17 protein-coding genes are annotated in these 22,430 nt (G+C 56.6%); 5 read left to right on the forward strand and 12 right to left on the reverse strand.

The features are described from left to right. Nucleotides 1–78: 78 nt before the first annotated feature. Together OSH04_RS04945 and OSH04_RS04950 are read left to right on the forward strand one after the other, a co-directional pair. Nucleotides 79–261, forward strand: a complete 183-nt coding sequence (locus OSH04_RS04945) for a hypothetical protein (RefSeq protein WP_003803240.1) — start codon at nucleotides 79–81, stop codon at nucleotides 259–261. Further along, nucleotides 254–1,666 (forward strand): amidase, encoded by a 1,413-nt coding sequence (locus OSH04_RS04950; RefSeq protein WP_266108036.1) that lies wholly within the window; start codon nucleotides 254–256, stop codon nucleotides 1,664–1,666. Before OSH04_RS04945 ends, OSH04_RS04950 begins: the two co-directional genes overlap by 8 nt. A 372-nt stretch (nucleotides 1,667–2,038) precedes the next feature. On the opposite strand, the gene OSH04_RS04955 is transcribed toward OSH04_RS04950, so the two are convergent. Then, nucleotides 2,039–3,385: an aminotransferase-like domain-containing protein gene (locus OSH04_RS04955; RefSeq protein WP_266108037.1), complete on the reverse strand. Its 1,347-nt coding sequence runs from the start codon at nucleotides 3,383–3,385 to the stop codon at nucleotides 2,039–2,041. A 219-nt stretch (nucleotides 3,386–3,604) separates the two neighbouring features. Here OSH04_RS04955 and OSH04_RS04960 point away from each other — a divergent pair, with 219 nt between their 5' ends. From OSH04_RS04960 to OSH04_RS04970, 3 genes are all read left to right on the forward strand, one after another. Continuing rightward, the gene (locus OSH04_RS04960; RefSeq protein ID WP_266108038.1) at nucleotides 3,605–4,801 is read left to right on the forward strand and encodes an MFS transporter; all 1,197 of its coding nucleotides are present in this window, start codon (nucleotides 3,605–3,607) and stop codon (nucleotides 4,799–4,801) included. Nucleotides 4,802–5,128: 327 nt separating this feature from the next. Next, a complete protein-coding gene (locus OSH04_RS04965) occupies nucleotides 5,129–5,491 on the forward strand; it encodes a hypothetical protein (protein ID WP_052159406.1) in 363 nt (120 codons plus the stop codon). Then, complete coding sequence (locus OSH04_RS04970) at nucleotides 5,488–6,747, forward strand: FKBP-type peptidyl-prolyl cis-trans isomerase N-terminal domain-containing protein (protein WP_266108039.1); 1,260 nt, start codon at nucleotides 5,488–5,490, stop codon at nucleotides 6,745–6,747. The genes OSH04_RS04965 and OSH04_RS04970 overlap by 4 nt, the downstream gene beginning before the upstream one ends. Nucleotides 6,748–6,930: 183 nt before the next feature. Here the strand turns inward: OSH04_RS04970 and OSH04_RS04975 are convergent, their stop codons facing one another. The 11 genes from OSH04_RS04975 to OSH04_RS05025 all read right to left on the reverse strand — a co-directional run bounded on the left by OSH04_RS04975 (nucleotide 6,931) and on the right by OSH04_RS05025 (nucleotide 22,039). Next, nucleotides 6,931–7,683 (reverse strand): SDR family NAD(P)-dependent oxidoreductase, encoded by a 753-nt coding sequence (locus OSH04_RS04975; protein WP_021446930.1) that lies wholly within the window; start codon nucleotides 7,681–7,683, stop codon nucleotides 6,931–6,933. 109 nt (nucleotides 7,684–7,792) lie between these two features. Next, the gene (locus OSH04_RS04980) at nucleotides 7,793–8,545 is read right to left on the reverse strand and encodes an SDR family NAD(P)-dependent oxidoreductase (protein ID WP_060186352.1); all 753 of its coding nucleotides are present in this window, start codon (nucleotides 8,543–8,545) and stop codon (nucleotides 7,793–7,795) included. Nucleotides 8,546–8,582: 37 nt separating this feature from the next. Beyond that, nucleotides 8,583–11,171, reverse strand: a complete 2,589-nt coding sequence (locus tag OSH04_RS04985) for a DUF3141 domain-containing protein (RefSeq protein WP_407066150.1) — start codon at nucleotides 11,169–11,171, stop codon at nucleotides 8,583–8,585. Nucleotides 11,172–11,196: 25 nt separating this feature from the next. Next, a complete protein-coding gene (locus tag OSH04_RS04990; protein ID WP_088450668.1) occupies nucleotides 11,197–12,381 on the reverse strand; it encodes an acetyl-CoA C-acetyltransferase in 1,185 nt (394 codons plus the stop codon). A 70-nt stretch (nucleotides 12,382–12,451) separates the two neighbouring features. Then, the gene (phbB, locus tag OSH04_RS04995; protein ID WP_026484632.1) at nucleotides 12,452–13,198 is read right to left on the reverse strand and encodes an acetoacetyl-CoA reductase; all 747 of its coding nucleotides are present in this window, start codon (nucleotides 13,196–13,198) and stop codon (nucleotides 12,452–12,454) included. Nucleotides 13,199–13,203: 5 nt separating this feature from the next. Next, nucleotides 13,204–13,644 (reverse strand): phasin family protein, encoded by a 441-nt coding sequence (locus OSH04_RS05000; RefSeq protein ID WP_230940634.1) that lies wholly within the window; start codon nucleotides 13,642–13,644, stop codon nucleotides 13,204–13,206. Nucleotides 13,645–13,698: 54 nt separating this feature from the next. Next, nucleotides 13,699–14,823 (reverse strand): ABC transporter permease, encoded by a 1,125-nt coding sequence (locus tag OSH04_RS05005; protein ID WP_021446932.1) that lies wholly within the window; start codon nucleotides 14,821–14,823, stop codon nucleotides 13,699–13,701. Nucleotide 14,824: 1 nt separating this feature from the next. Continuing rightward, entirely contained in the window at nucleotides 14,825–17,563 is a 2,739-nt protein-coding gene (gene rbbA, locus OSH04_RS05010; RefSeq protein ID WP_035272018.1) for a ribosome-associated ATPase/putative transporter RbbA, read from the reverse strand. A 3-nt stretch (nucleotides 17,564–17,566) separates the two neighbouring features. Then, the gene (locus OSH04_RS05015; protein ID WP_009459316.1) at nucleotides 17,567–18,646 is read right to left on the reverse strand and encodes an HlyD family secretion protein; all 1,080 of its coding nucleotides are present in this window, start codon (nucleotides 18,644–18,646) and stop codon (nucleotides 17,567–17,569) included. Further along, on the reverse strand, nucleotides 18,643–20,148 hold the full coding sequence (locus tag OSH04_RS05020; protein ID WP_137431189.1) for an efflux transporter outer membrane subunit: 1,506 nt from the start codon (nucleotides 20,146–20,148) through the stop codon (nucleotides 18,643–18,645). The genes OSH04_RS05015 and OSH04_RS05020 overlap by 4 nt, the downstream gene beginning before the upstream one ends. 136 nt (nucleotides 20,149–20,284) lie before the next feature. Further along, nucleotides 20,285–22,039, reverse strand: a complete 1,755-nt coding sequence (locus tag OSH04_RS05025) for a PHA/PHB synthase family protein (protein ID WP_266108040.1) — start codon at nucleotides 22,037–22,039, stop codon at nucleotides 20,285–20,287. Nucleotides 22,040–22,430 lie beyond the last annotated feature (391 nt).

Genomic DNA, 22,430 nt, shown 5'->3' on the forward strand with positions numbered 1-22,430 from the left:
CCTGTCACCAGGGGTGGGGCTTTTTTTGTGCGCGTCATTGGCGCATGCACGGTTTTGAAAACGATAAGGAGAGGACAAATGACTGTAAGTGTCAAAGACACCCTGGCTGCAAAAGGAATACACCCCAGTCCCGAACATCTGGCCAAGCTGGAGACCAAATGGCGCGAGATTCAAGCCATGAAAGGCAATCTGGAAGGCATCGCCATTGACGATGCCGACCTTGCTATCAAACACCTGGCCGGAGGGGATCACCATGAATAAGGAATTGCTTGAGCTAAGCGTCATTGAACTGGCGGACAAACTGCGCAACAAGGCTGTTTCTCCTGTCGAAGTGACCGACAACCTACTGGCCTACATCGACGAGTCGAACCCACAGACCAACGCCTACATTTCCGTCACCGCCGAGCAGGCCAGAAAAAGTGCCAAACAAGCCGAACAGGACATCATGGCCGGCAAGTACAAGGGCGTGTTCCATGGTGTGCCCCTGGCGCTGAAAGACAATATCTACTTTGCGAACGAGGTCACCACCATGGCCTCCAAGATTCACAAGGACTTTGTCTCCAAGGACGACGCCACCGTTGCCACCAAGCTGCGCGATGCCGGGGTAATCTTCACCGGCAAGCTGAACATGCACGAATATGCCTGGGGCATTGACAACAACAACCCGCACTTTGGTGCCGTGCATAACCCCTGGAACCCTGATCGCGTCCCCGGCGGTTCCAGCGGTGGCTCCGGCGCCGCCGTTGCCTCCCACAGCTCTTACAACACGCTGGGTACTGACACAGCCGGTTCCATTCGCATCCCGTCGGCCGCTTGCGGCATTGTGGGCCTGAAACCCACGCACGGACGCGTCAGTAAATTTGGCGTCTATCCGCTGGCCTGGACCCTGGACCACGTTGGCCCCATGTCCAAAACCGTAGCGGACGCTGCCGCGATGCTGGAAGTGATTGCCGGTTTTGATCCCCGCGACCCGACCTGCGCCAATGTCCCTGTCGGCTCCTACCTGAGCGCTCTGAACGGCAACGTCAAAGGTCTGCGCATCGGCATCATCGAAGACTACTTCTTCAAGAACGTCGACTCGGGAATTGAAAAAGTCATTCGCGACCGCCTGGCCGACCTGGAAAAACAGGGCGCCAAGGTCATCCCCCTGAACGTGCCTGCCCTGCGCTACTCCGAATGGGCCGAGTTGGCCGTCAGCCTGACCGAGGCGGCGTCCATCCACCACCAGGACCTGATCAAACGCCCAGAAGACTTTGGCGGTGACATTCGCTTCCTGTTTGAACTGGGCGAACTGTTCAGCGGCATCGACTACCTGCAAGCCCAGCAAGTACGCCGCGCCCTCAAACAGCAATTTACCGGCACCTTCAGCGACGTAGACGTCATCATCGCCCCCACCCTGCCTTGCCAGGTACCGGACATTGGCGTGGATACCGTCAACATCAACGGAAAAACGCTGGACTTCATCGACGAAGGCATCCGCTTTACCGGCCCCAGCAACCTGACCGGTCTGCCGGCCGTCACGGTGCCCGCCGGTATCTCCAACGGCATGCCCGTAGGCCTGCAAATCATCGGCCCTGCCTTTGAGGAAGCACGCATCCTGAACGTAGCCTACGCCGTAGAAGCGATGAAACCCCTGGCAGGACACCAACCCGCTCTGAAGCCTTAAGCCGACCCCGGCCCCACCTGTATGCATAGGCAGCCGGGGCCGTTTTTTTACACCACAAGCCAGAACTCCAATTTGGGATTCTGGCTTGCTCTTTATGTATTTCCCAAGCCCCTCAAGCCCGCCGCCCGACCAATCGGCGGGTCAGAGTCCTTGCCGCCGGCGAACCATTGCGTAGGGATGCAAGCGCCCTTCTGTTTGACGGGGACGCTTGTGGCTGGTCCGGGGGACCAGTCACCCCCGGAGTTAAGGGCGCGCCCGGAGCAATGGTACGCCAAGGGCACCGGTGCGCAGCACCGGCAAGGGCTCAGCCGATTGGTCGGGCGGCGGGCTTGAGGGGCGTCTTGGCAAAAAAACCCAGATACTGACCAAGAATCAAGCTCCCACACTCACATCCAGACAATCAAACACCGCAGGCATCAAATGCGCCACATTCAATCGCGTCCTGTCCTTGAACTCCTTGCTGACGGCAAACGCACTTCCCGGCATCAGCAAGACCCCTTTGCTCTCCAACCGCTGAATAAAATCCGCCAAATCCGGCAGATCCGGATGCCGAACCCACAAGAACATCCCACCTTGCGCCTGTACCTCGAACTCCCAGCCATATTCCTTCAGCACCTTCTGCGCAATTTGCTGGTGCGTCATCAACTGGCGTTGAATCGCCTGCGTGTGCTTGGCATAAGTGCCATCGGCCAGAATCGTATTCACAAAACGCTCGCAAAACCCCGGTACGGCCACACTGGTCAACAATTTCAGACGCAGCAAGGACTCCATCAACTTCGGCCCACAAACCAGATATCCGATACGCAAGGAAGCCGACAGCGACTTGGAGAAACTGCCTATATAGACCACATGCTCAAAATCCCCCAACCCCGCAAACGTCTGACGCACACCAGGGAATAAATCCCCATACACATCATCTTCCACAATCAGAAAATCGTGTTCGGCTGCGCGCTTCAGCACTTCAAAAGCCACCTTGGGACTTAAACCCGCAGCAGTTGGATTATGAAAAGTGCTATTGCAGAAAAAAGCCCGCACTTTGTGAGTCTGCAAAATACGATCCAGCACCGCCACATCCGGCCCATCCGCCAGACGAGGCACCCCGACAGGTATCCCACCGCACAAACGAATCAGCTTGATCAAATTACTGCTGCAAGGCTCATCCACCAGAACATGATCCCCGGCGCGAATCACCGTGCGCGAGATCAGATCCAAGGCTTGCGTTGCTCCCAGGGTCGTCAAAATCTGCTGAGGGGAAACCTGGATCAAGGTCGATTGACGCAGCAAGAGGGACAACTGCTTGCGTAACGGCAGATACCCATGAATATCGCCATACTCCACCAAACCACTACGGCCAGATCGGGCCGTTTTGCGTATGGCCTTGGCCAGCATATCCGTATCCCGCCAAGGCAGGGGCAACCAACCACAGCCCAGCTTGCACTGCTCGGGCCTGGCCTGCAGCAGTTTAAACAAGGGATCCATCGGGGCTTCGGACGGCAGAATGGGCAGGTCCTCGTTCAAACCGGACCAGCGGGCCACAAAATAACCGCGCCCTTGCAAGGCCTCCAGCATGCCCTCACCCACCAGACGGGTGTACGCACTGACGACTGTGTGATGGCTCAAACCCTCCCTTGCCATCATCTTGCGAATCGAAGGTAACTGCTGCCCTACCGCCCACTCGCCCTGGAGGATGGCGTCCTTCAAACGCTCATGAAAACCCATACCTGCCTGCTCCCCAAACACTGTTAGAAAAAATTAGCTAACAGTTTTCAGGATAGTACACCGACTGTTCGAGACAGGGGCCCCCGACAAGGCCAAAATCCCCACCAGCATGTGCAGGCGTGACCAGCATTTTCTCCTGCACATGCAGAACGCGTTGCATCACACTTCCGCTGTTCCTGACTGCACGATCAGCCTCAATATCCCTCGCCACGTAGCACCATGACTGCCACCCACCTTCCTTACAGAACCTACCTTTACTTTCTGGCCCAATCCATCAACCTGACCACTGCCGTCATGTCTGTCACCATGGCTGCTTTGGTAGGTGGCAGTTTGGCCCCCGAGCCCTGGTTATCCACCGTGCCCTACGGTTTTCAGTTCCTGTTTGTGATGCTCTTTACCTTGCCCGCCTCCAGATTGATGGCTGCCATAGGTCGCAAGAAATCCTTTCTGCTGGCAAGCCTGCCTTTGGCTGTATCGGGGGTGGTGGGATATTGGGCGATAGAAATGAAGCTGTTTTCCTGGCTGGTGGCCTCACACGCCCTGCTGGGAATCTATATTGCCTTTGCCAACTTCAATCGCTTTGCGGCCACGGACGGACTGAACAACAGATTGAAACCACGCGCCATTTCATTAGTTGTGGCTGGCGGGGTAGTTGCCGCCGTGTCAGGCCCAATGCTGATACGGGGTTTGAAAAGCAGCAGCTTCGGACAGGAATTTGCCGCCTGCTATGCTGCCTTCACCGTTCTGGCCCTAGTGTCGCTGATGCTGAATCTGCTCATCAAAGAAATAAAACCGAGTCATGGCGCGGCACTCGGGGAAAAAAGCCGTGGCCAGGCACTTGGGCTGGTGCTGCACAACAAAACCCTGGCCATTGCCATCTGCATTGCGGCCATAGGTTACGGCATCATGAATCTGCTGATGATTCAAGCTTCCATGCATATGTCCCATCTTCATGTGCATTTCTCGGATATCAGCACCGCCATTCAATGGCATGTGCTGGCCATGTTTGCCCCCTCCTTTTTCACCGGCTTTCTGATTCAAAAATTTGGCCTGAAAACCATTGCCATCAGCGGCATCGTGCTCTTGCTGCTCAGCAGTCTGGCCAATATCGTGGCTCATACTTATACGGCACTGAGCCTGTCCCTGTTAACGCTGGGGCTGGGATGGAACTTTACTTATGTCGGTGGCAGTGCCTTGCTGAGCAACTGTCTGGAAGGCAAGCCGCAAGCTATGGCGGTACAGGGCTTGAATGATCTGGGCGTCTCCATCTTTGCCACACTGGGTGCCTTTGCCCCTGCCTTCCTGTTCAGCTTTGCTGGCTGGAGCGGCACCAATATTCTGGCCGGACTTATCTGCCTGACGCTACTGCTTCTGTCGCTGATCTATATCCCGCCCCAAACATCAGGCAAGCCATAGATCCGGACCTTACCCACTGAACACGCTAGCGGGCTTTCAAGCCCGCCCCTGCACAATCACGGCTTCCTATGAAAAGCGGCAGGATTTTTGTACTCCTGTCGATAATCGCAAGCCGTGAAAATCAGATAGTTCTTAATTTTCTGCCCGCATCTGCATGGTCCAATTCCCGTGCAGCACAAGCCCAGACACTCTGATCGCGCCACGCGAGGCTATCACTTACCACAGGCAGAAATGGCCTGCATGTCCCAACTTGGCTGCAACGCTCGAACTCAATGCTCGTCCCCTAAAAGAATCTGAATAAAGATAGTCGAACGTCTCGAGGTGTTTATGCGATTCGCTGTTCCCGGCGCGGCCATCCTGGTCGCTCTTTTTCTTTCTGCTTGCCAAGCTAGCGCCCCTGTTCGGCCCACCCCGGAATCCGCCGCGTCGGGCAAGGAAGACAAGTGCTTTCAAGAGTTCGCCGCGCTGAAAGAGCTGGACCCCGTCTCTTATGAGAAATATCGACAGCAAATGCAGACCATTGATGAGAACTTTGGCATCTACAAGGCCAATGCATCTCTGATTGATGAAAATGCGTCTGAAATCATGCTGACCGAAGTGAATAAAATGCTTTCCCTGGTTTGCATCCGGATCAACAACGCCGTCTATTCCAATATGGTCGATCGCGTTCAATCCCTGAACAAGCTATGAAAAAGTACTTCAATGCAGCCCTGTGCTGCACCTTGCTGATTTTCTATGAGGCCTCTCACTCGGTTGGAACAGGTTTACTGGACCGCCTGGCCCAGGAAAACATTATTGGCGACGGCCTAGCTCGCCCCCAACCCGCCTCAAATCCAGTAAAGCGAAATACCGTCCCCTCTTTCGCTGTCGATTCTGATCAGGACAACAGCCAAGCCTTGCTCCGCAACGAACTGCATCAAGCCAATACTCAGTTGATCGCCTTGCAACAGCGCCTGTCGGATGCCGAAAACCTGAATAGCCAGCTGCAACAACAACTCCAGCAGCTACAGGCAGAACCGGATGGAGCTCTGGTCCTGGCGCCCATTGCTATCGATCAGGAGCAGAACCAAGCACGGATCAAGGAATTGAGTCAGCGTCTGGAAGAAGAGCTGAGTCAGAAACATGCTTTGGCATCAGAACTGGAAAGCCTGCAAAGAGACCGAAGCCTGGAGCTGTCTAATGGCCAGTCACAAGACAGCAGACTGGCTGCAAATGCGGCTGAAATCACCACCCTCAAAAAAGAAATTGATGGTCTGAAGGAAACAAAACAGGACTTGCAGCACAGACTGGTCGCGCAGGCTCTTACTGCCAGCAAGGCCGAATCTGGCGGAGCCCCCAGGCGCATGATTGTGAATGATGCAGCCTCGTCAGATATCCGCCTTAGCTATGCCATCGGAGCCTGGTATGCGGACAGTGCGCCGCACGAGACACAGAAGCTGGCATCCATTGGCAAAACACTGGATTTGCAAGCCTTCTCACAAGGCTTCAGCGACAAGATCGATCAACGCCTGCAGCTGTCCTCCAGCATCATTTCTGTGGAGCTGGCCAACGTAGACAAGTTATTGGAGCAAGCCATGCTGTCCAAGAACGAGAAACAGGCTAAGTCTGTTCTTGCGGCGGCTGGAGCCGAAAAAGGCGCAATCAAAATGCCTGATGGTGTGGTCTACAAAATCTTGAGCAAGGGCAAGGCGCCCATGGTAACCGCTAGCAGCGACATTCTGTTTGAACTGGATGAGGAACTGGCCACAGGTGAGGTGCTGGCGGCCAGAGAAACCAAAACCAGTCTCACCACGAACTTGCCGCCCCTATTCCAAGATATCGTCAAACAACTGGGTATTGGCGGTTCGGCAAGAATCCATATCCCTATCACCGAGGCTCATGCTGCTACTGGTGTGCTGCCGGGCTCGGTATCGATCACTACCATCAAAATTATTGGTGTGAAATAAGACTGGAATAGAGGTGCCCCATTCCTCCGCATCAAGGATCGAGCCGGATATCAGGTATCGGATGTCGGATGTCGGATGTCGGATGTCGGATGTCGGATGTCGGATGTCGGATGTCGGCATCAGTATATTTTCCAACACAGGATGGCGGCTCCAACACAAAAAAAGAGCCGCCAAACCTGTCGTTTAACGAGCGGTATAGCCCCCGTCGGCCACCAGACATGCTCCCGTCATGAAGCTGGCCCCCTGCGACAGCAGGAAGGCAATGGCATGGGCAATTTCATCTGAATGCCCCAAGCGGCCAATAGGATGCTGAGTCACCAGATCAGCCCGCGCCGCCTCGTCGTAGTCCGACAGAATCGGTGTATCCACATAGCCGGGGTGAATCGTATTGATGCGTATGCCTTTGGAGGAGTATTCCAGCGCAGCGGCTCGGCTCAACCCCACTACCCCATGTTTCGCCGCGTTATAGCCGGGCAAACGGGCATTGGACACCAGGCCCATGATGGACGACATATTCACAATCGCCCCACCACCCGCTGCCAAAATAGCCGGAATCTGATAGCGCAAGCCATAGGCTACGCCATTCAGATTGGTGTCGATCAGGCGATGCCAATCATCCAGATCCATCTCCCCAACCGGCTTGGAGCCGCCCAGAATGCCTGCATTATTGACAGCAAAGTGCAAAGCGCCGAAATGCTCAATGGCACAATCCACCAAGGCTTTCACTTGCTCAGGCTTGGTCACATCGGCTACTTGGGCTACCGCCTTGCCACCCGCTTGTTCGATCTCCTTGACCACCTCCTCCAGGGCACTACGATTTCTACCGGACACCACCACAGACAAACCATTCGCAGCCAGCACACGTGCGGTCGCAGCGCCAATACCTGACGTTGCCCCCGTCACCAAAGCAGAGTGACCAGAGAATGAATACTTCATTGTGGAACTCCTTAAAAATAGGCCCCAGTAAAAGTGGGGCCCGGATTTTCGCTGGCTAATTTTGGATTGAAATACTGATTTTGTTCTCGCAGCGACGTGATCCCCCAACTCAAATAGAGGTGTAGCCCCCATCGGCCACCATGCAGGCGCCCGTCATGAAGCTGGCACCATCCGAAAGCAGGAAAGCAATGGCATGGGCGATTTCATCCGCATGGCCCAAACGACCAATCGGGTGCTGGGCCACCAAAGCAGCGCGCGCGGCCTCATCAAAGCCCGACAGAATGGGGGTATCCACATAACCGGGGTGGATGGTATTGATGCGTATGCCTTTGGAGGAATACTCCAAAGCCGCAGAACGGCTCAGGCCGACGACTCCATGCTTGGCCGCGTTGTAGCCGGGCAATGTCGGATTGGCAACCAGGCCCATGATGGAAGACATATTCACAATGGCGCCGCCCCCTGCCGCCAAAATGGCGGGGATCTGATAGCGCAGGCCATAGGCTACGCCGTTCAGATTAATGTCGATCAGGCGACGCCAGCCATCCAGGTCCATTTCGCCAGCCGGGCCGGAATCCCCGCCCACACCGGCGTTATTGACGGCAAAGTGCAAGGCCCCGAAATGCTCAATGGCGCAATCAACAGCCGCCTTTACTTGATCAGGCTGGGTGACATCGGCCACATTGCCCACGGCCTTGCCACCGGCCTGCTCAATTTCCTTGACCACGGCCTGCACGGCATCAGCCTGTACGTCGGACACCACGACCGACAAACCATTGGCCGCCAGCATGCGGGCCGTGGCGGCACCAATGCCGGAGGCTGCACCCGTTACCAGAACAGAGTGGCCGGAAAATGAATACTTCATACTCAAAACTCCTTCAAAAATTCATTCACGCCAAATCTCAGGATTTGCGCTGACGAGTCCTGGACGGAGCGCCCGTGCTGGCAGGCTGAGCTACAGCCTTGCTCTGTCCGGATGCTGGCGATGGGCTCATGGCAGGTTTAGATACTGGCGATTTGCTTGTAGCAGGAGCTGCCGAGCTTGAAACGGCGGAGGCTGGAGTCCCAGCAACGCGGGTCGCTTTACCCGTTTCCTTGCTGGGCTCCGCCGATTTGGCCTGGGGTTTGGCCGCTGTATTACCCTCTGCTTTTGTCGTGGCGCCAACCTTGGTATCACCCATGGAGCGAGCAACAGGCTTGTCAGCTGCGGGCTTGGCGGCTGCTTTCGTTGTGACCTTGCTTGCTGTTTTGGCGACGGGCTTGGTGCCTGCACTGCTCGATTTCTCGCCCTGCTCCTGCCGTTTGGCGGCCGACTCGAACAAGCCAAGAACTTCTTGGGAAGCTTGAGTTACCGCCTCGGAGGCAGGGTCTTGTTCGTCGATGGCGCTGATCAATTGCTTGATCAGGGATGCCACCAGACGAATTTCCTCGGGCGTCTGCTTGCTAAGCAAATGGGGAATCGCTTCCACGGCCTTATGACCGTGGTGCGCCAGCACCAGGGCCTGCTCGCGAATCGCAGCACGCATTTTTTCAATATCAAAATTGCCCGTGTCGTATTGCTCGCGCAAACGCATGGCGGCATGGTGATAACGCTCGTCCACGCTGTTGCGCTGCTTGGCTATATGGAACAAACCACGCAGTGCTGCTTCCAGCAAACCGCCTTCGTTCAACAAGCCATCCAATCTGTGCATTTGCTGGCGTACAAAGGCCAGATGCTCGGGCGAACTACCAGGATGGGGACGCGCCGGGATGGAATCGCCCGGTGCATGACCGGCCAGGGCCATCAGCAAAGGAGAGCCATAGACGGTGTCGAACCAGATCTGATAGATGCTGTCGCGGCGGTCACGATAATTATTCAAGACCCGTTCCATGGCCTGGGAGAAATTCTCCTGCGCCTCCAGGAAAGGATTATCCTCATCCACAGTCTGACGCTGCTGTGCGATATTCTCGGCCCATTGGTGGATCGTTGCGGCCCAGGGATGGGCGCTGGTCCAGGACTCGTAAGACAAGCGCATGGGATGCAATGCTTCCAGCAACGCGGCGGTATAAGGCGTAGTCAAAGCTTTTACCCAAGGCTGCAAGGTGCTCTTGTAAAAAGCCAGATTGATTTCCGACAGACGGGCAGCGGCAGCAAAGCGGCGATCAGATTCGGGATCAGGCTGCACAATCTCCGCAATTTCAGCCAGGCTGCTTTGACGCACCGACATCAGATAGGGGTCATTCAATAAGGTGTCGTCGTCGGGCGTTTCCTCGACAGTGGCCCGATAAATTCCGGCGGGCAACAGGTCAATTTGATCAATCGTGCTGGCAAATTTGCGGTGCTCTTTACTGCCCACACTGCCCGACACAAAAATACCCAGGTGCCCGATACGATCATGGGTCGTGAACACAATGGTCTGGTCGTGACTGCGTACATCATCGTCGTCCAGATACAAGTCAGTAATCCAGCCCAGGGCCTGTGCAGGCGGCGTGATGTTGTCGCCAAAGGAACTGAACACCACAATGGGCGAGCGAATATTGCGCAGGTCGATACGGATGCCATCCGACGTCAACAACTGGGCTGTAGACAGCTTGTTGCCAATGAACAGGTTGTCCACGATGTACTGCATTTCCACATCATTCAAAAAGACATAACCCCCCCAGTACTTCTCGAAACCGATATAGCGCTCGGCCTCGGTGTCGGCCTTGGCGTACACGTTGTACTGCTTGGACCACAAGGTATTGGCCGGGTCCAGGTTCTCGAAATTCTTGACCAGCCACGCACCATCAAAACGGCCATTGCCCAGGTCGCTGGTCAGGGCGGTCAGCCAACTGCCGCCCAGCAGACCACCGGCATAACGCATGGGGTTGCGACCGGCCCAATAGGACACGGGCGCACCGGCCAGAATCAAGGGGCCAAACAGCTCCGGCCAGACGGCGGCGGCCATCATGACCTGCCAGCCCGCCTGACAATTGCCAATCACCACCGGCTTGCCCTGACTTTCCGGATGCAATTCAGCCGCTTTGCTGACAAAGGCAGCATGGGCTCGCATCACATCCTCGACGGTCTGACCGGGAACGGGGTCCGGTAAAAAACCAACAAAGTAACAAGGGTGCCCGGCTTGCAGCGCAGCACCGATTTCACTGTCGGACTTGAAGCCACCGATCCCCGGTCCGTGCCCTGCCCTGGGGTCCACCACCAGGAAAGGACGTTTGCTGGGATCGGTAGGCTGATCTTCCGGTGCCAGAATGCGCACCATCAGATAGTTAACGGGTCGGGGAAGACTCAGGCCCGACATGACCAGTTCAGCCGGGAAGTTCAGCACATTGGGCACCTCAACCTTGCGTTGAGCCTGGTACTGATCCCCGACCTGACGCTCGATATCGGCATACAGAATGGCGCGCTGCCAGGCGTCCACCAGGTACGAGGAGACGGTCTGACCCAGGTTCCAGGGATTCATCATCCAGGAGGACCAGGCCGTGCTGTCGTCACGAGACTTATCTGTCATCATCTTCTCCCTTCCATCAGCTATCTGTTCAAGCGGCCTCAATGGCAATCGCTACGCCTTGACCACCGCCAATGCACAAGGTGGCCAGACCTTTCTGGGCACCACGGCGACGCATTTCATGAACCAAGGTCACCAGCACGCGCGCGCCGGAAGCACCAATGGGGTGACCCAAAGCGATGGCACCGCCATTGACGTTGACCTTGTCCATATCCCACTGCAAGTCTTTGGCCACCGCCAGCGATTGAGCGGCAAAGGCTTCGTTGGCTTCGATCAAGTCCAGTTGATCCAGTTCCCAACCCACCTTCTTCAAGACCTTGCGACTGGCCGATACCGGGCCAATACCCATGATGGCCGGATCTACGCCCGTGCTGGCCCAGCCACGAATCCAGGCCAGAACGGGCAGGCTCAATTCCTTGGCTTTCTCTGCGCTGGCCAGCAAAAGTACGGCTGCACCGTCGTTGATGGTGGACGCGTTGCCGGCGGTAACCGTGCCGTCTTTCTTGAAGGCAGGACGCAGCTTGGCCAAGGACTCCAGCGTGGTTTGGGCACGCGGCTGTTCGTCGGCCTCAACGCGCACAGGGTCGCCTTTACGCTGAGGTACGTCGATGGGGGTAATTTCGTCCTTGAAGCGTCCGGCTTCCATCGCGGCTACGGCTTTACGCTGGGACTCCACCGCAAAAGCATCTTGTTGTTCGCGGGTGATGCCGTAGCGCTCGGCCAGGTTTTCGGCCGTGATCCCCATGTGGTAGTTGTGGAAAGCGTCGGTCAAACCGTCACGCAACAAGGTGTCATCCATCATGGCGTGGCCCAGGCCCAAGCCGGTACGGGCTTTGTGTACAACAAAGGGAGCCAGGCTCATGCTTTCCTGACCACCGGCCAGCACCAGATCGGCATCGCCCAGGGCGATGGCCTGAGCCGCCAGATGCACCGCTTTCAAGCCTGAACCGCAAAGCTTGTTCAGGGACATGGAGGGAACTTCATAAGGCAGGCCAGCGTTCACCGCGGCCTGACGAGCCGGGTTCTGACCAGCGCCGGCGGTCAGAATCTGGCCCAGAATAACTTCATCAATCTGCTCGGCTGCAACGCCCGTGCTCTGGAGCACGGCACGAATCAGTTGTGCGCTCAAATCGTGGGCGGGCACCGTAGACAGCCCCCCTTGAAAACGGCCGATGGGACTACGAGTCGCAGCAACAATGGCGATATCTTTGTGCATATCCATTCCTTTCATAAGTCGCAGGCCCGACAAGCGGGCCCATACAGGCAGCAGCCGAACCGGATCTGGCTTAATACATATGCTGGCCGCCATTCATGGCGACATTACTACCTGTCATAAATCCAGCTGCTTCGCTGGCAATAAAGGTGACCAGAGCGGCAATTTCCTCGGGCTTGCCCAGACGGCCAACCGGGATGCCCGCGATAATGCTGTTACGCACATCTTCAGGCACGGCCATGACCATTTTGGTGGCCAGATAACCGGGGGAAATTGTGTTTACGGTCACGCCCTTGCGCGCCACCTCCTGAGCCAAGGCCTTGGTGAAACCGTGCATCCCTGCCTTGGCGGCCGAGTAGTTGGTTTGACCGAACTGCCCCTTGCTGCCATTGATGGACGAGATATTGATCACTCGGCCCCAGGTACGCTCCAGCATGCCGTCAATAAACGGCTTGGTCACGTTGAACACCGAGTCCAGATTGACGCGCAGCACATCGTCCCACTTGTCTTTGCTCAGCTTGCGGAACGTGCCATCGCGCGTAATACCGGCGTTATTGACCAGGATATCGACTTGCAGACCGTCCTTCTCGATAGCTTGCGCCATTTGCTGGCACGATTCGAAATCGGCCACATCAACGTGATAGCCCTGAAACACATAACCTGCATCGGCCTGCTCTTTAAGCCAGACCTGGGCATCGGCCTCGCTGCGCGAGTGAGTCACCAGAACTTGATGGCCCGCATCATGCAGGGCACGGGCGATCTCTTGGCCCAGACCGCCCATCCCACCTGTCACCAACGCCGTGCGTTTAACCGTAGACATACCGCTTATGCTCCCTTTTTAGTGTCAGAGGCGCTGGCAGCGTTTGCCCAAGGTGCGCCCCACTGCTTGAAAATATCCATCATTGGCACGGCCGCACTGGTATTGCTGACCACCGCCATCACCGACTTCTGCCAGGCTTCCAGCGCTTCCTGCAAACCGGAGGTGAACTCGGTCTGGTTCTGAATCGCTAATTGATTGATGGTCTGGCTGTCGTTAACGCCGTGCTGAAACAAACGCCAGAACGTGTCGGCGGGCAAGGTGGCCAAGGACTGCCAGTTACCCGTTTGCAACAAGCCTTCAATCTCAGCCGTGGTCTGCTCCATGCTGCGCAAATTACTTTTCTGTACGGACTCCAGCCAACGATGGCCGCCCTCCTGCAGCAGGCGCGTGATACGCAGTTGCAACTCAACATTGGCCTTGTACAGATCCAGGGGAAGTGTTTCCATGCTCATCGAAATCTCCTTAAAGGAAAAAAGTGCCCCCTGACGGGGCCCAGTCCATCAAGCCATCTGAGAGATGGTGTTACGAAAACGCCGCAGTGACAGAAGGAACAAAGCCGTCCCGATCACCAGCAGGGCTAAAAAGGGTTGCCATACGGTTTCAATGCCAGCCCCCCGGAACAAGATGGCCTGCCCCAGGGACACGAAGTGTGTAGTGGGAGCCAGTTGCATCAGGTTCTGAACAATTTCAGGCATGCTTTCGCGGGGGGTACGTCCGCCCGAGAGCAGGTTCATGGGCAGCAAGGTCAACATCAACAACAAGCCAAACTGCGGCATGCTGCGCGACAAGGTAGCCAGATAAATCCCCATGGAAGTCATGGCAAACAGACACAGAACGGCGCCGCACAGGAACAAGGGAATGGACCCCTCAATGGGCACGCCCAGCAGGCCTCGCACCACAAAATTCAGCGACGCCGCCGTCGCCACCAGGACCACCAGTCCCATGGCCGTGACCTTGGACGCCATGATCTCGCCCGGTGTGACCGGCATCACCAGCAAGTGTTCGATCGTGCCGTGCTCGCGCTCCCGGATCAGGGCGGCTCCGGTCAGGATGATGGACAGCATCGCCACCGAGTTGATGACCTCGGCAATACTGCCGAACCAGGCTTTTTCCAGTGTGGGGTTAAACCGCACCCGCAAGGCCAGATCCACCGGCAAGGTGTCAATGCTGCGATACCGTCGCACAAACTCGTTCACCTCGCCCATCACCACCTGCTGGATGTAGTTATTGCCGGTAAAGGCCTGACTCATGCGAGTGGCATCAATATTCAACTGCACTTCGGGGCTGCGTCCGGCCAGCACATCGCGCTGAAAGTTCGGTGGAATGTTCAGCACAAAGGTGAACTGCCCCGTATCCATGCCCGAGTCCATTTCCCCATACTCGATCATGTGCGGGTGGATGAATTCAGGCGGATAAAAAGCCGAAGTAATGCGCGCTGACAAGGGGCTCTGGTCCTGGTCCACAATCGCGATAGGCGCATTGTTCAAGGTTTCGGGCTGCGCGGTCGCGGAGGTGTAAATCGAGACCGAAAACACGTACACAATGAGCAGCAGCATCATGGGGTCACGCGCCAGACTCCACAGTTCCTTGCGGCCCAGCAACAGTACATTCTTGAGTTTTCTCATCTCACTTCTCCTGCTTTTTCAGCAGCATGACCGCCGCACCCAACACCACCGGAATGGCCAGCAACAAGGCAAACAAGGCCCCGTGCAGATCCGAGAACGTCAGCGCTTTGTTAAATACCCCGCGACTGATGTTGAACATATGCGTAGCCGGATAAATCTCGCCCGCCCAACGGCTGATCCCTTCCATGGAGGACACCGGGTTCAGCAAACCGGACAATTGCGTGGCGGGCAGCATGGTGCCGATCATGGCAAAGAACATGGCCGCGATCTGACTTTTCGTCACGGTGGAAGCCACCAGCCCCATGCCGGTAGAAATCACGCAAAACATCAAGGTGGCCACGCTCAAGGTCAGGAAGCTGCCCTTGATGGGTACATCGAACACCGTGATGGCCAAGAGGCACATGCACAGAAAGTTGATCATCGCCAGGCCGATATAGGGAATCTGCTTGCCCAGCAAAAACTCCACTCGGGTGACCGGCGTAACGTACAGGTTGATGATGGAACCCAGTTCCTTTTCACGCACCACGGACAATGCCGTCAACATCGCAGGCAACATCAGCAGCAGCACCGGAATCACGGCAGGCACCATGGCCGGCAAGCTCTTGACGTCCGGGTTGTAGCGGTAACGGTCCTGAATACTGGCGGGTACGACCAAAGCCCCTGCCCCCAGACGCTCCTTGGCTTGAGTAATCAGCCATTGCTGATGCATGGCCTTCACGTAGCCTTGAATGGTTTCGGCACGGGTAGGCATGGAACCGTCCACCCAGGCGGCGATTTCCGGCTTGCTGCCGCGCAGCACATCACGTCCAAAACCGGGCGGAATTTCAATCGCCAGCGCAATCTTGCCGCGCCGCATTCTGTCGTCCAGATCCTGGTAATCCGTTAAGGGGGCCTGCTCCAGAAAATAGCGCGAGCCGGACAGATTCAAAGCGTAGTTCTGGCTGATACTGGTCTGGTCGCGGTCCAGCACGGCGTAGCGCAAATCCTCTACGTCCAGGGTGATCCCGAACCCCATCACAAACAGCAAAATCAGGGAACCGGCCAAGGCCAAAGTGGCTCGCACCGGATCTCGACGCAGCTCCAGCGCTTCGCGCCAGGTGTAGCTCAGCAAACGCTGCAAGCTGAAGCGTTCGCGCTTTTCGCTATGAGCTTCGTTTGCCACCACCGCTTGTTCTGTCGCCGGTTCCACTTCAGGCTCGGGGCCACTGGCTTCCAGCAAGTAACCGATAAAGGCTTCTTCCAGATCAGCGGCGCCGCGCTTTTTCACCAGGTTCGCAGGCGTATCGCTATCGAGCACTTTACCGGCATGCATCATGGACATGCGGTCGCAACGCTCGGCCTCGTTCATGAAGTGGGTGGAGATAAAAATCGTGACCTTGTCGCGGCGGGACAACTCAATCAGCAAGCGCCAGAAATTGTCGCGAGCCACTGGGTCCACACCGGAAGTGGGTTCGTCCAGGATCAGCAGCTCTGGCTTATGCACCATGGCCACCGCCAAGGACAGGCGCTGGCGCATCCCCAAAGGAATGGCATCGGGCAAACGGTCCAGAATCTGGCCCAGCTCAAAACGCTCCACCATTTCCGCCACACGGCCTTCCACCTCGTCCTCGGGAACATGGAACAACTGGGCGTGCAGCACCAGGTTTTGCCGGACCGTCAGCTCGCTGTACAGGGAAAAAGCCTGTGACATATAGCCCACACGACGGCGGGTATCGATGTCTTTGGGATCGACCTCGTGGCCAAACAACCAGGCCTGACCTTCGGAGGCAGGCAACAGCCCCGTCAGCATCTTCATGGTGGTGGATTTACCGCAGCCGTTCGAGCCCAGAAAGCCAAAAATTTCGCCACGACGTATCCGGAAGGACACATTATCAACGGCGGTAAAGTCGCCAAAGCGAATCGTCAGCCCTTCGGCTTCAATGGCAATATCGTCCGCATCCACATCCAATGGCGGGATTTCTACAGCCTTGTGGCCTTGACGCTTGTCCTCGGGCAAGAGGCGAATAAAGGCCTGCTCCAGACTCTTGCTTTCCGTGCGCTCCAGCAGTTCTTTGGGCGAACCTGTTGCCAGAATCTGGCCGTCGTCCATGGCGACCAGCCAATCAAAGCGCTGGGCCTCGTCCATATAAGCGGTGGCGACAATCACGCTCATGCTGGGACGTTCGATGCGAATACGCTCGATCAGATCCCAGAACTGCTTGCGGGCCAAGGGGTCCACGCCGGTGGTAGGCTCGTCCAGCAGCAGAAAGTCCGGATCGTGAATCAATGCGCAGCACAGACCCAACTTTTGCTTCATACCGCCCGAAAGCTTGCCTGCTGGCCGTGTCAGAAAAGGATGCAGGCCCGTGCTGCGCGTCAAATCATCAATTCGGCGACGGCGCTCGGCAGCATCGTGCCCGAACAATCGACCAAAAAACTGCAGGTTTTCTTCCACCGACAAGGTGGGATACAGGTTCTTGCCCAAGCCTTGAGGCATGTAGGCAATGCGCGGGCAAATCTGGTCGCGATGGCTTTTTTCCGCCATATCGCCACCCAGCACTTCAATACGGCCTTCCTGAATCACACGGGCGCCCGCCAGCAAGGACAGCAAGCTGGACTTGCCCACGCCGTCAGGACCAATCAGTCCGACCATGCAAGCGGCAGGCACATCCAGGCTTAAACGATCCAGTGCGAGCGTGTCGCCATAACGCTGGCTAAGTTCAACAACGCGAGCAACCGCCGCCGCTTGCTGCTTGGGCATGGTTTACTCCGTCAAGGTGGAAGTCAGCGACTCAGGCCAGCTGGCATTGGGGTCCAGCTTTACCCAGGCCACACCGGGCAAGCCGGTCTTGACTTGCTCCAGGTGCTTTTTCAACAGCTCGGGGGCAATCTGGGCCTTGACGCGGAACATCAGTTTTTGGCGCTCCGAGGCCGTTTCCACACTCTTGGGAGTGAACTGGGCAGAGCTGGCCACGAAGGACACGGTGGCTGGAACCGGGATGTCCGGAATGGCATCCAGCACCAGACGCACCTCGGTACCCAACGCCACCTTGCCGGCCACTTCGCTGGGCAGGAAGAAAGTCATGTACACATCGGACAGGTCCAGCACGTTCAGCACACGGCCACCCGCACCCAGTACTTCACCGGGCTGGGCGACACGAAACTGCACGCGACCATCGCGGGGGCTGACCAGCTCACTGTCGCGCAAGTCAGCTTCGATACGGGCCACAGCAGCCTTGGCGGCCTCCACGGCAGATTGGGCACCGATCAGCTGAGCTTTGGCAGCATTAATGGCCGCTTCTGCGGCATTGGCCTGGGCCTTGGTAGCAGCTACCGCAGCCTGAGCACCACGCACGCGGGCACGGTCATCATCCAGTTCCTGCGCCGAAGCGGCACCTTCTTTGGACAAGGTGGTGGAACGCGCCAGACGACGTTGGGCTGCGTCCAGTTCCGACTCACGTTGACCAATCAAGGCTTTAGCAGCGATGGCATCGCTTTCACGCAAGGCCACTTGGGCCTGAGAGGCCGCCACATTGTTTTCAGCCTGACGCAAACCAGCCACAGCTTCATCGCGGGCCGCTTCCAGACTGTCTTGCTGCATGATGGCCAGCACTTCACCTTCTTTGACGAAATCGCCCTCGTGGGCGGCGATGCTTTGGATACGTCCGGCAAACTTGGTGGAGATATCAATCTCGGTCGCCTCGATACGGCCATTACCACTGACAAAGCCAGCGCCAGGGCCGGTATTGGACATTTTCTGCCATGCCCACCACCCCAGGCCCAGAACACCGGCAACGATTAGGACAGGAACAAGGTTTTTTTTCAAAGAGGATTGTTTGCTCATAGCTGGCTCGAGGATGGATCCGAATTAGAGGAGTTATGGGTGTTGGTCAGGGGCTCGGAGGGGTCCAGCCCACCGCCCAAGGCGCTATACATGGCAATCTGGCTGGCCAGGAGCGCGCGGCGCGTTTGCACCACTTGCTGCTCCACATCCAGCAAGTCACGCTGCGCATCCAGCACTTCCAGATAGGCAGCCGAACCGTTGTCGTAACGCATCTGCGCCAGACGGGCGCGCTCGGTCTGGGCGCTGCGGGCGACCAGCTGAACTTCCAACTGCTGGCTTAACCAGTGGCGTGTCGACAAGGCGTCCGACACTTCACGAAAGGCGGTTTGAATAGCTTTCTCGTATTCCGCAATGCGCATGTCGCGACGCACATAGGAGGCGTCCAGATTGGCGCTGCGGCGGCCACCATCAAAGATGGGCAGGGAGATGGTCGGAGCAAACATCCAGGCCTTGCTGCCGGAATCAAACAAACCATCCAGCTCGGCGCTGGCGGTGCCGAAATTGCCAGTCAAGGCAATACGGGGGAAGAAAGCGGCACGGGCAGCCCCAATATTGGCATTGGCGGCACGCAACTTGTGTTCAGCCGCAATAATGTCGGGACGCCAGACCATCAGGTCCGAAGGCAAACCGGGGGACAGCTCGGCCAACATGATGTTTTCATTCAAAGGCGCACCGGTTGGAGACACGCCCGGATCGGCCCCCAGAAGCTGTTGCAAGGCATGTAGTTGCACCGCACGTTGCTGTTCCAGCTGGGCCAGCATGGACTGAGCCTGCGTCAGCAAGGTTTGCACCTGCGTCACATCCAATTTGGACGTTGCGCCAACTTCATAACGACGGGAGAAAATGCGGTAAGACTCCTGACGAGTCTCTACACTTTTGCGGGCGATCTGCACGCGTTCGTCCAGCTCGCGCACCACAATATAGTTATTGGCCACTTGCGAGACCAAAGCGACATGCACGGCTTGTCGGCCTGCCTCGGTAGCCAGCCAGCCTTGCAAGGCAGCATCTTCCAGGCTACGTACGCGGCCCCATAAATCCAGCTCCCAACTGGTCAAACCGACCTGGGCGCGGTAATCACCACCTGTCACCGCCTGGCCGCTGGGGTTCATGTCCCCAGGCACACGCGAGCGAGCAGCTTGCCCCCCTACGGTAAATTCAGGAAAGCGTTCGCTGCGCTGCAAATTCAGCATGGCACGGGCTTCGTCCACCCGTAAAACAGCCACGCGCATATCGCGGTTATTTTCCAGCGCAGTCTCAATGAGCTTGCTCAGAACCGGGTCTTTAAAGTATTCGCGCCAACCCAGATCACGCGCTCGCACCGCATTGGCCGGGCCTGCGGACAGGTCCGAGTAAGCCTGTGGAACGGGGGAAGCGGGCTGATCGTAATCGGGTGCCATCGAGGCACAACCCGCCAGGGTGACCAGCAAGGCAGCCAGCGCGAAATGAGGGCGACGCGCAGCGCTTCGGTGCTTGAGACTCAAATCGTAGGTCTGTGGGGCCATTGGAAAAAATGCCTAATGAGAAAAAGGGAACTGCCGTCAAGGCAAAACAGCACGTCAGCGATGGGCTTTGCACCTATCGCCGACATCAAACAGAGCGACAAGCTCACCATTTAGCGAGCTTGTATGAACTGACTGCTTACTTCACTAATACGTATTGACCGGGAGCCGGGCCGATTGGAGCGTAGCCCTGTTTGGCGGCACCCATTTGCGGTGGTTTCACCTCCGCTCCCGAGCGCGCCTTGAGCCATTCCGTCCAGGCGGGCCACCAGGAGCCCTGATGCGAGGCGGCTTTTGCCTGCCAGTCGTCCACCAGAACAGGCGCAGTGCCTGCTGCGCGGGTCTGAATCTGATATTTGCGACGCGGATGGCCCGGTTCGCTGACAATCCCGGCGTTATGCCCACCTGTGGTCAAGACAAAGGTGATTTCGGCAGGCACCAGATAATGCAACTTGTAAACAGAGCGCCAGGGGGCAACGTGATCGGAAACAGTACCGACACAAAAAATAGGCAAATTAACTTGCGCCAGAGAAACGATACGGCCTTCAACCGGATAACGGTTTTGACTTAAATCATTATTCAAATACATGCGGCGCAAATATTGCGAATGCATGGTCGCGGGCATACGCGTGGCGTCTGCATTCCAGGCCATTAAATCGTTCAAGGGGCGGCGTTCCCCCAATAAATATTTATTAACCATGGGCGCCCACAATAAATCAGCGGAGCGCAGCATTTGAAAAGCGGCTTCCATCTGATTGGCGCGCAAATAGCCCTCGTCGGCCATCTGAGCTTCCAGCAGGCTGACCTGACTTTCGTCAATGAACAGGGACAAATCGCCCGGCTCGGAAAAGTCGGTTTGGGCCGCAAAGAACGTCAGGGACGCAAGCCTGTCGTCTCCATCGCGTGCCATGGCAGCCGCGGCAATCGCCAGCAAGGTGCCGCCCAGGCAATAGCCGGTGGCGTGGATTTTCTGGCCGGGAACAATGGCGTTGACAGCATCCAGGCTGGCCTTCCAGCCCAGGCGAATGTAGTCGTCCATCCCGAAGGCATGATCTTCGGCAAGCGGGTTTTTCCAGGACAGGCAAAACACCGTGTGGCCTTGATCCACCAGGTATTTGATCAGGGAATTTTGTTCGGACAGATCCAGGATGTAGTACTTCATGATCCAGGCCGGAACGATCAGCACAGGCTCTGGATGGACCTGCTTGGTAGAAGGCGTGTACTGGATCAGTTCCACCAGCTCGTTACGTAGTACCACCTTGCCCGGCGTGGCCGCCACATCCTTGCCGACCACAAAATCTTCGGTGCCTACGGGCGGTTCACCCGCGAACTGGGCCTGCATATCCTGCTGCCAGTTCTCCAGGCCACGGCTGAAGTTATCCCCCTGTTCTGCAAGGGTTTTATCCCACACCAAGGGGTTGGTCCAGGCAAAGTTGCTGGGGCTGAGCATGTTCAACCATTGCTCTGCACCAAAGGCAATCAGTTTTTGATGATGAGGCTCCACACCGGCTACGCCTTCCGTGGCACTTTGCCACCACTGCTGCTGCGCCTGATAGGTTTGTCGCAGCAAATTAAAAGGCCAACGATCCCAGGCGGGGTCCGAAAAGCGGCGGTCGGTATAGGCAGGCGCTGCAGCTTGCTCTGAGGTTTGCAAAGACGACTGGGCCGATGCGGCCAGCTCCTCGCTCCATTCACGAAATAGCTGTTCCCATTGGCTTTGCGCCAACTGCCGCAACTGTTCTTGTTTGCCAGGGCTAAGGGCCAGATGACGTATCCAGTCCATCCAGGCAAGAAACTGCGATTCGGGGGAGATGGAACTCCAGATACGAGCCCAGGCGGCTCGTGCGGATGCGTCTAACTGCTCAGTCTGATCAAGGGACTGCCTGCTAACCATTGCCACTCCGCAAAAAGTACATACAAAAAGCAGATACGACTGCTTAGTCTTTTTAATAATACACCAGTTTACATCTAAACTTTTTGTATGCAGGCCTTTTAATAAAGAGCCATAAAAAACCTTTGCGTTAGATCAAGTTCATGGCAGATAAAAAACGACCAGCCTCAGCCACATTTGTTGTTATACCGTGCCTGTTATGGAATAGGGAAATAAAAACAAGTGAAAAAACAAATAAAGCCTCACTAAAAAACTCAGGCTTTTAAAAAAAACAAAGGCGATGCAATCCAGTGAAACAAGCGGTAACCCAGACTCATGGCACAACTATTATTTCCACAGCAATGTGACAAAACAAGCACAGCCCCTCGTCAAGCCCTCAAGCCGCAGCCAGGCT

The organism is Alcaligenes nematophilus (assembly GCF_026344155.1).
In the GTDB taxonomy this organism is placed as follows: Bacteria; Pseudomonadota; Gammaproteobacteria; order Burkholderiales; family Burkholderiaceae_B; genus Alcaligenes; species Alcaligenes phenolicus.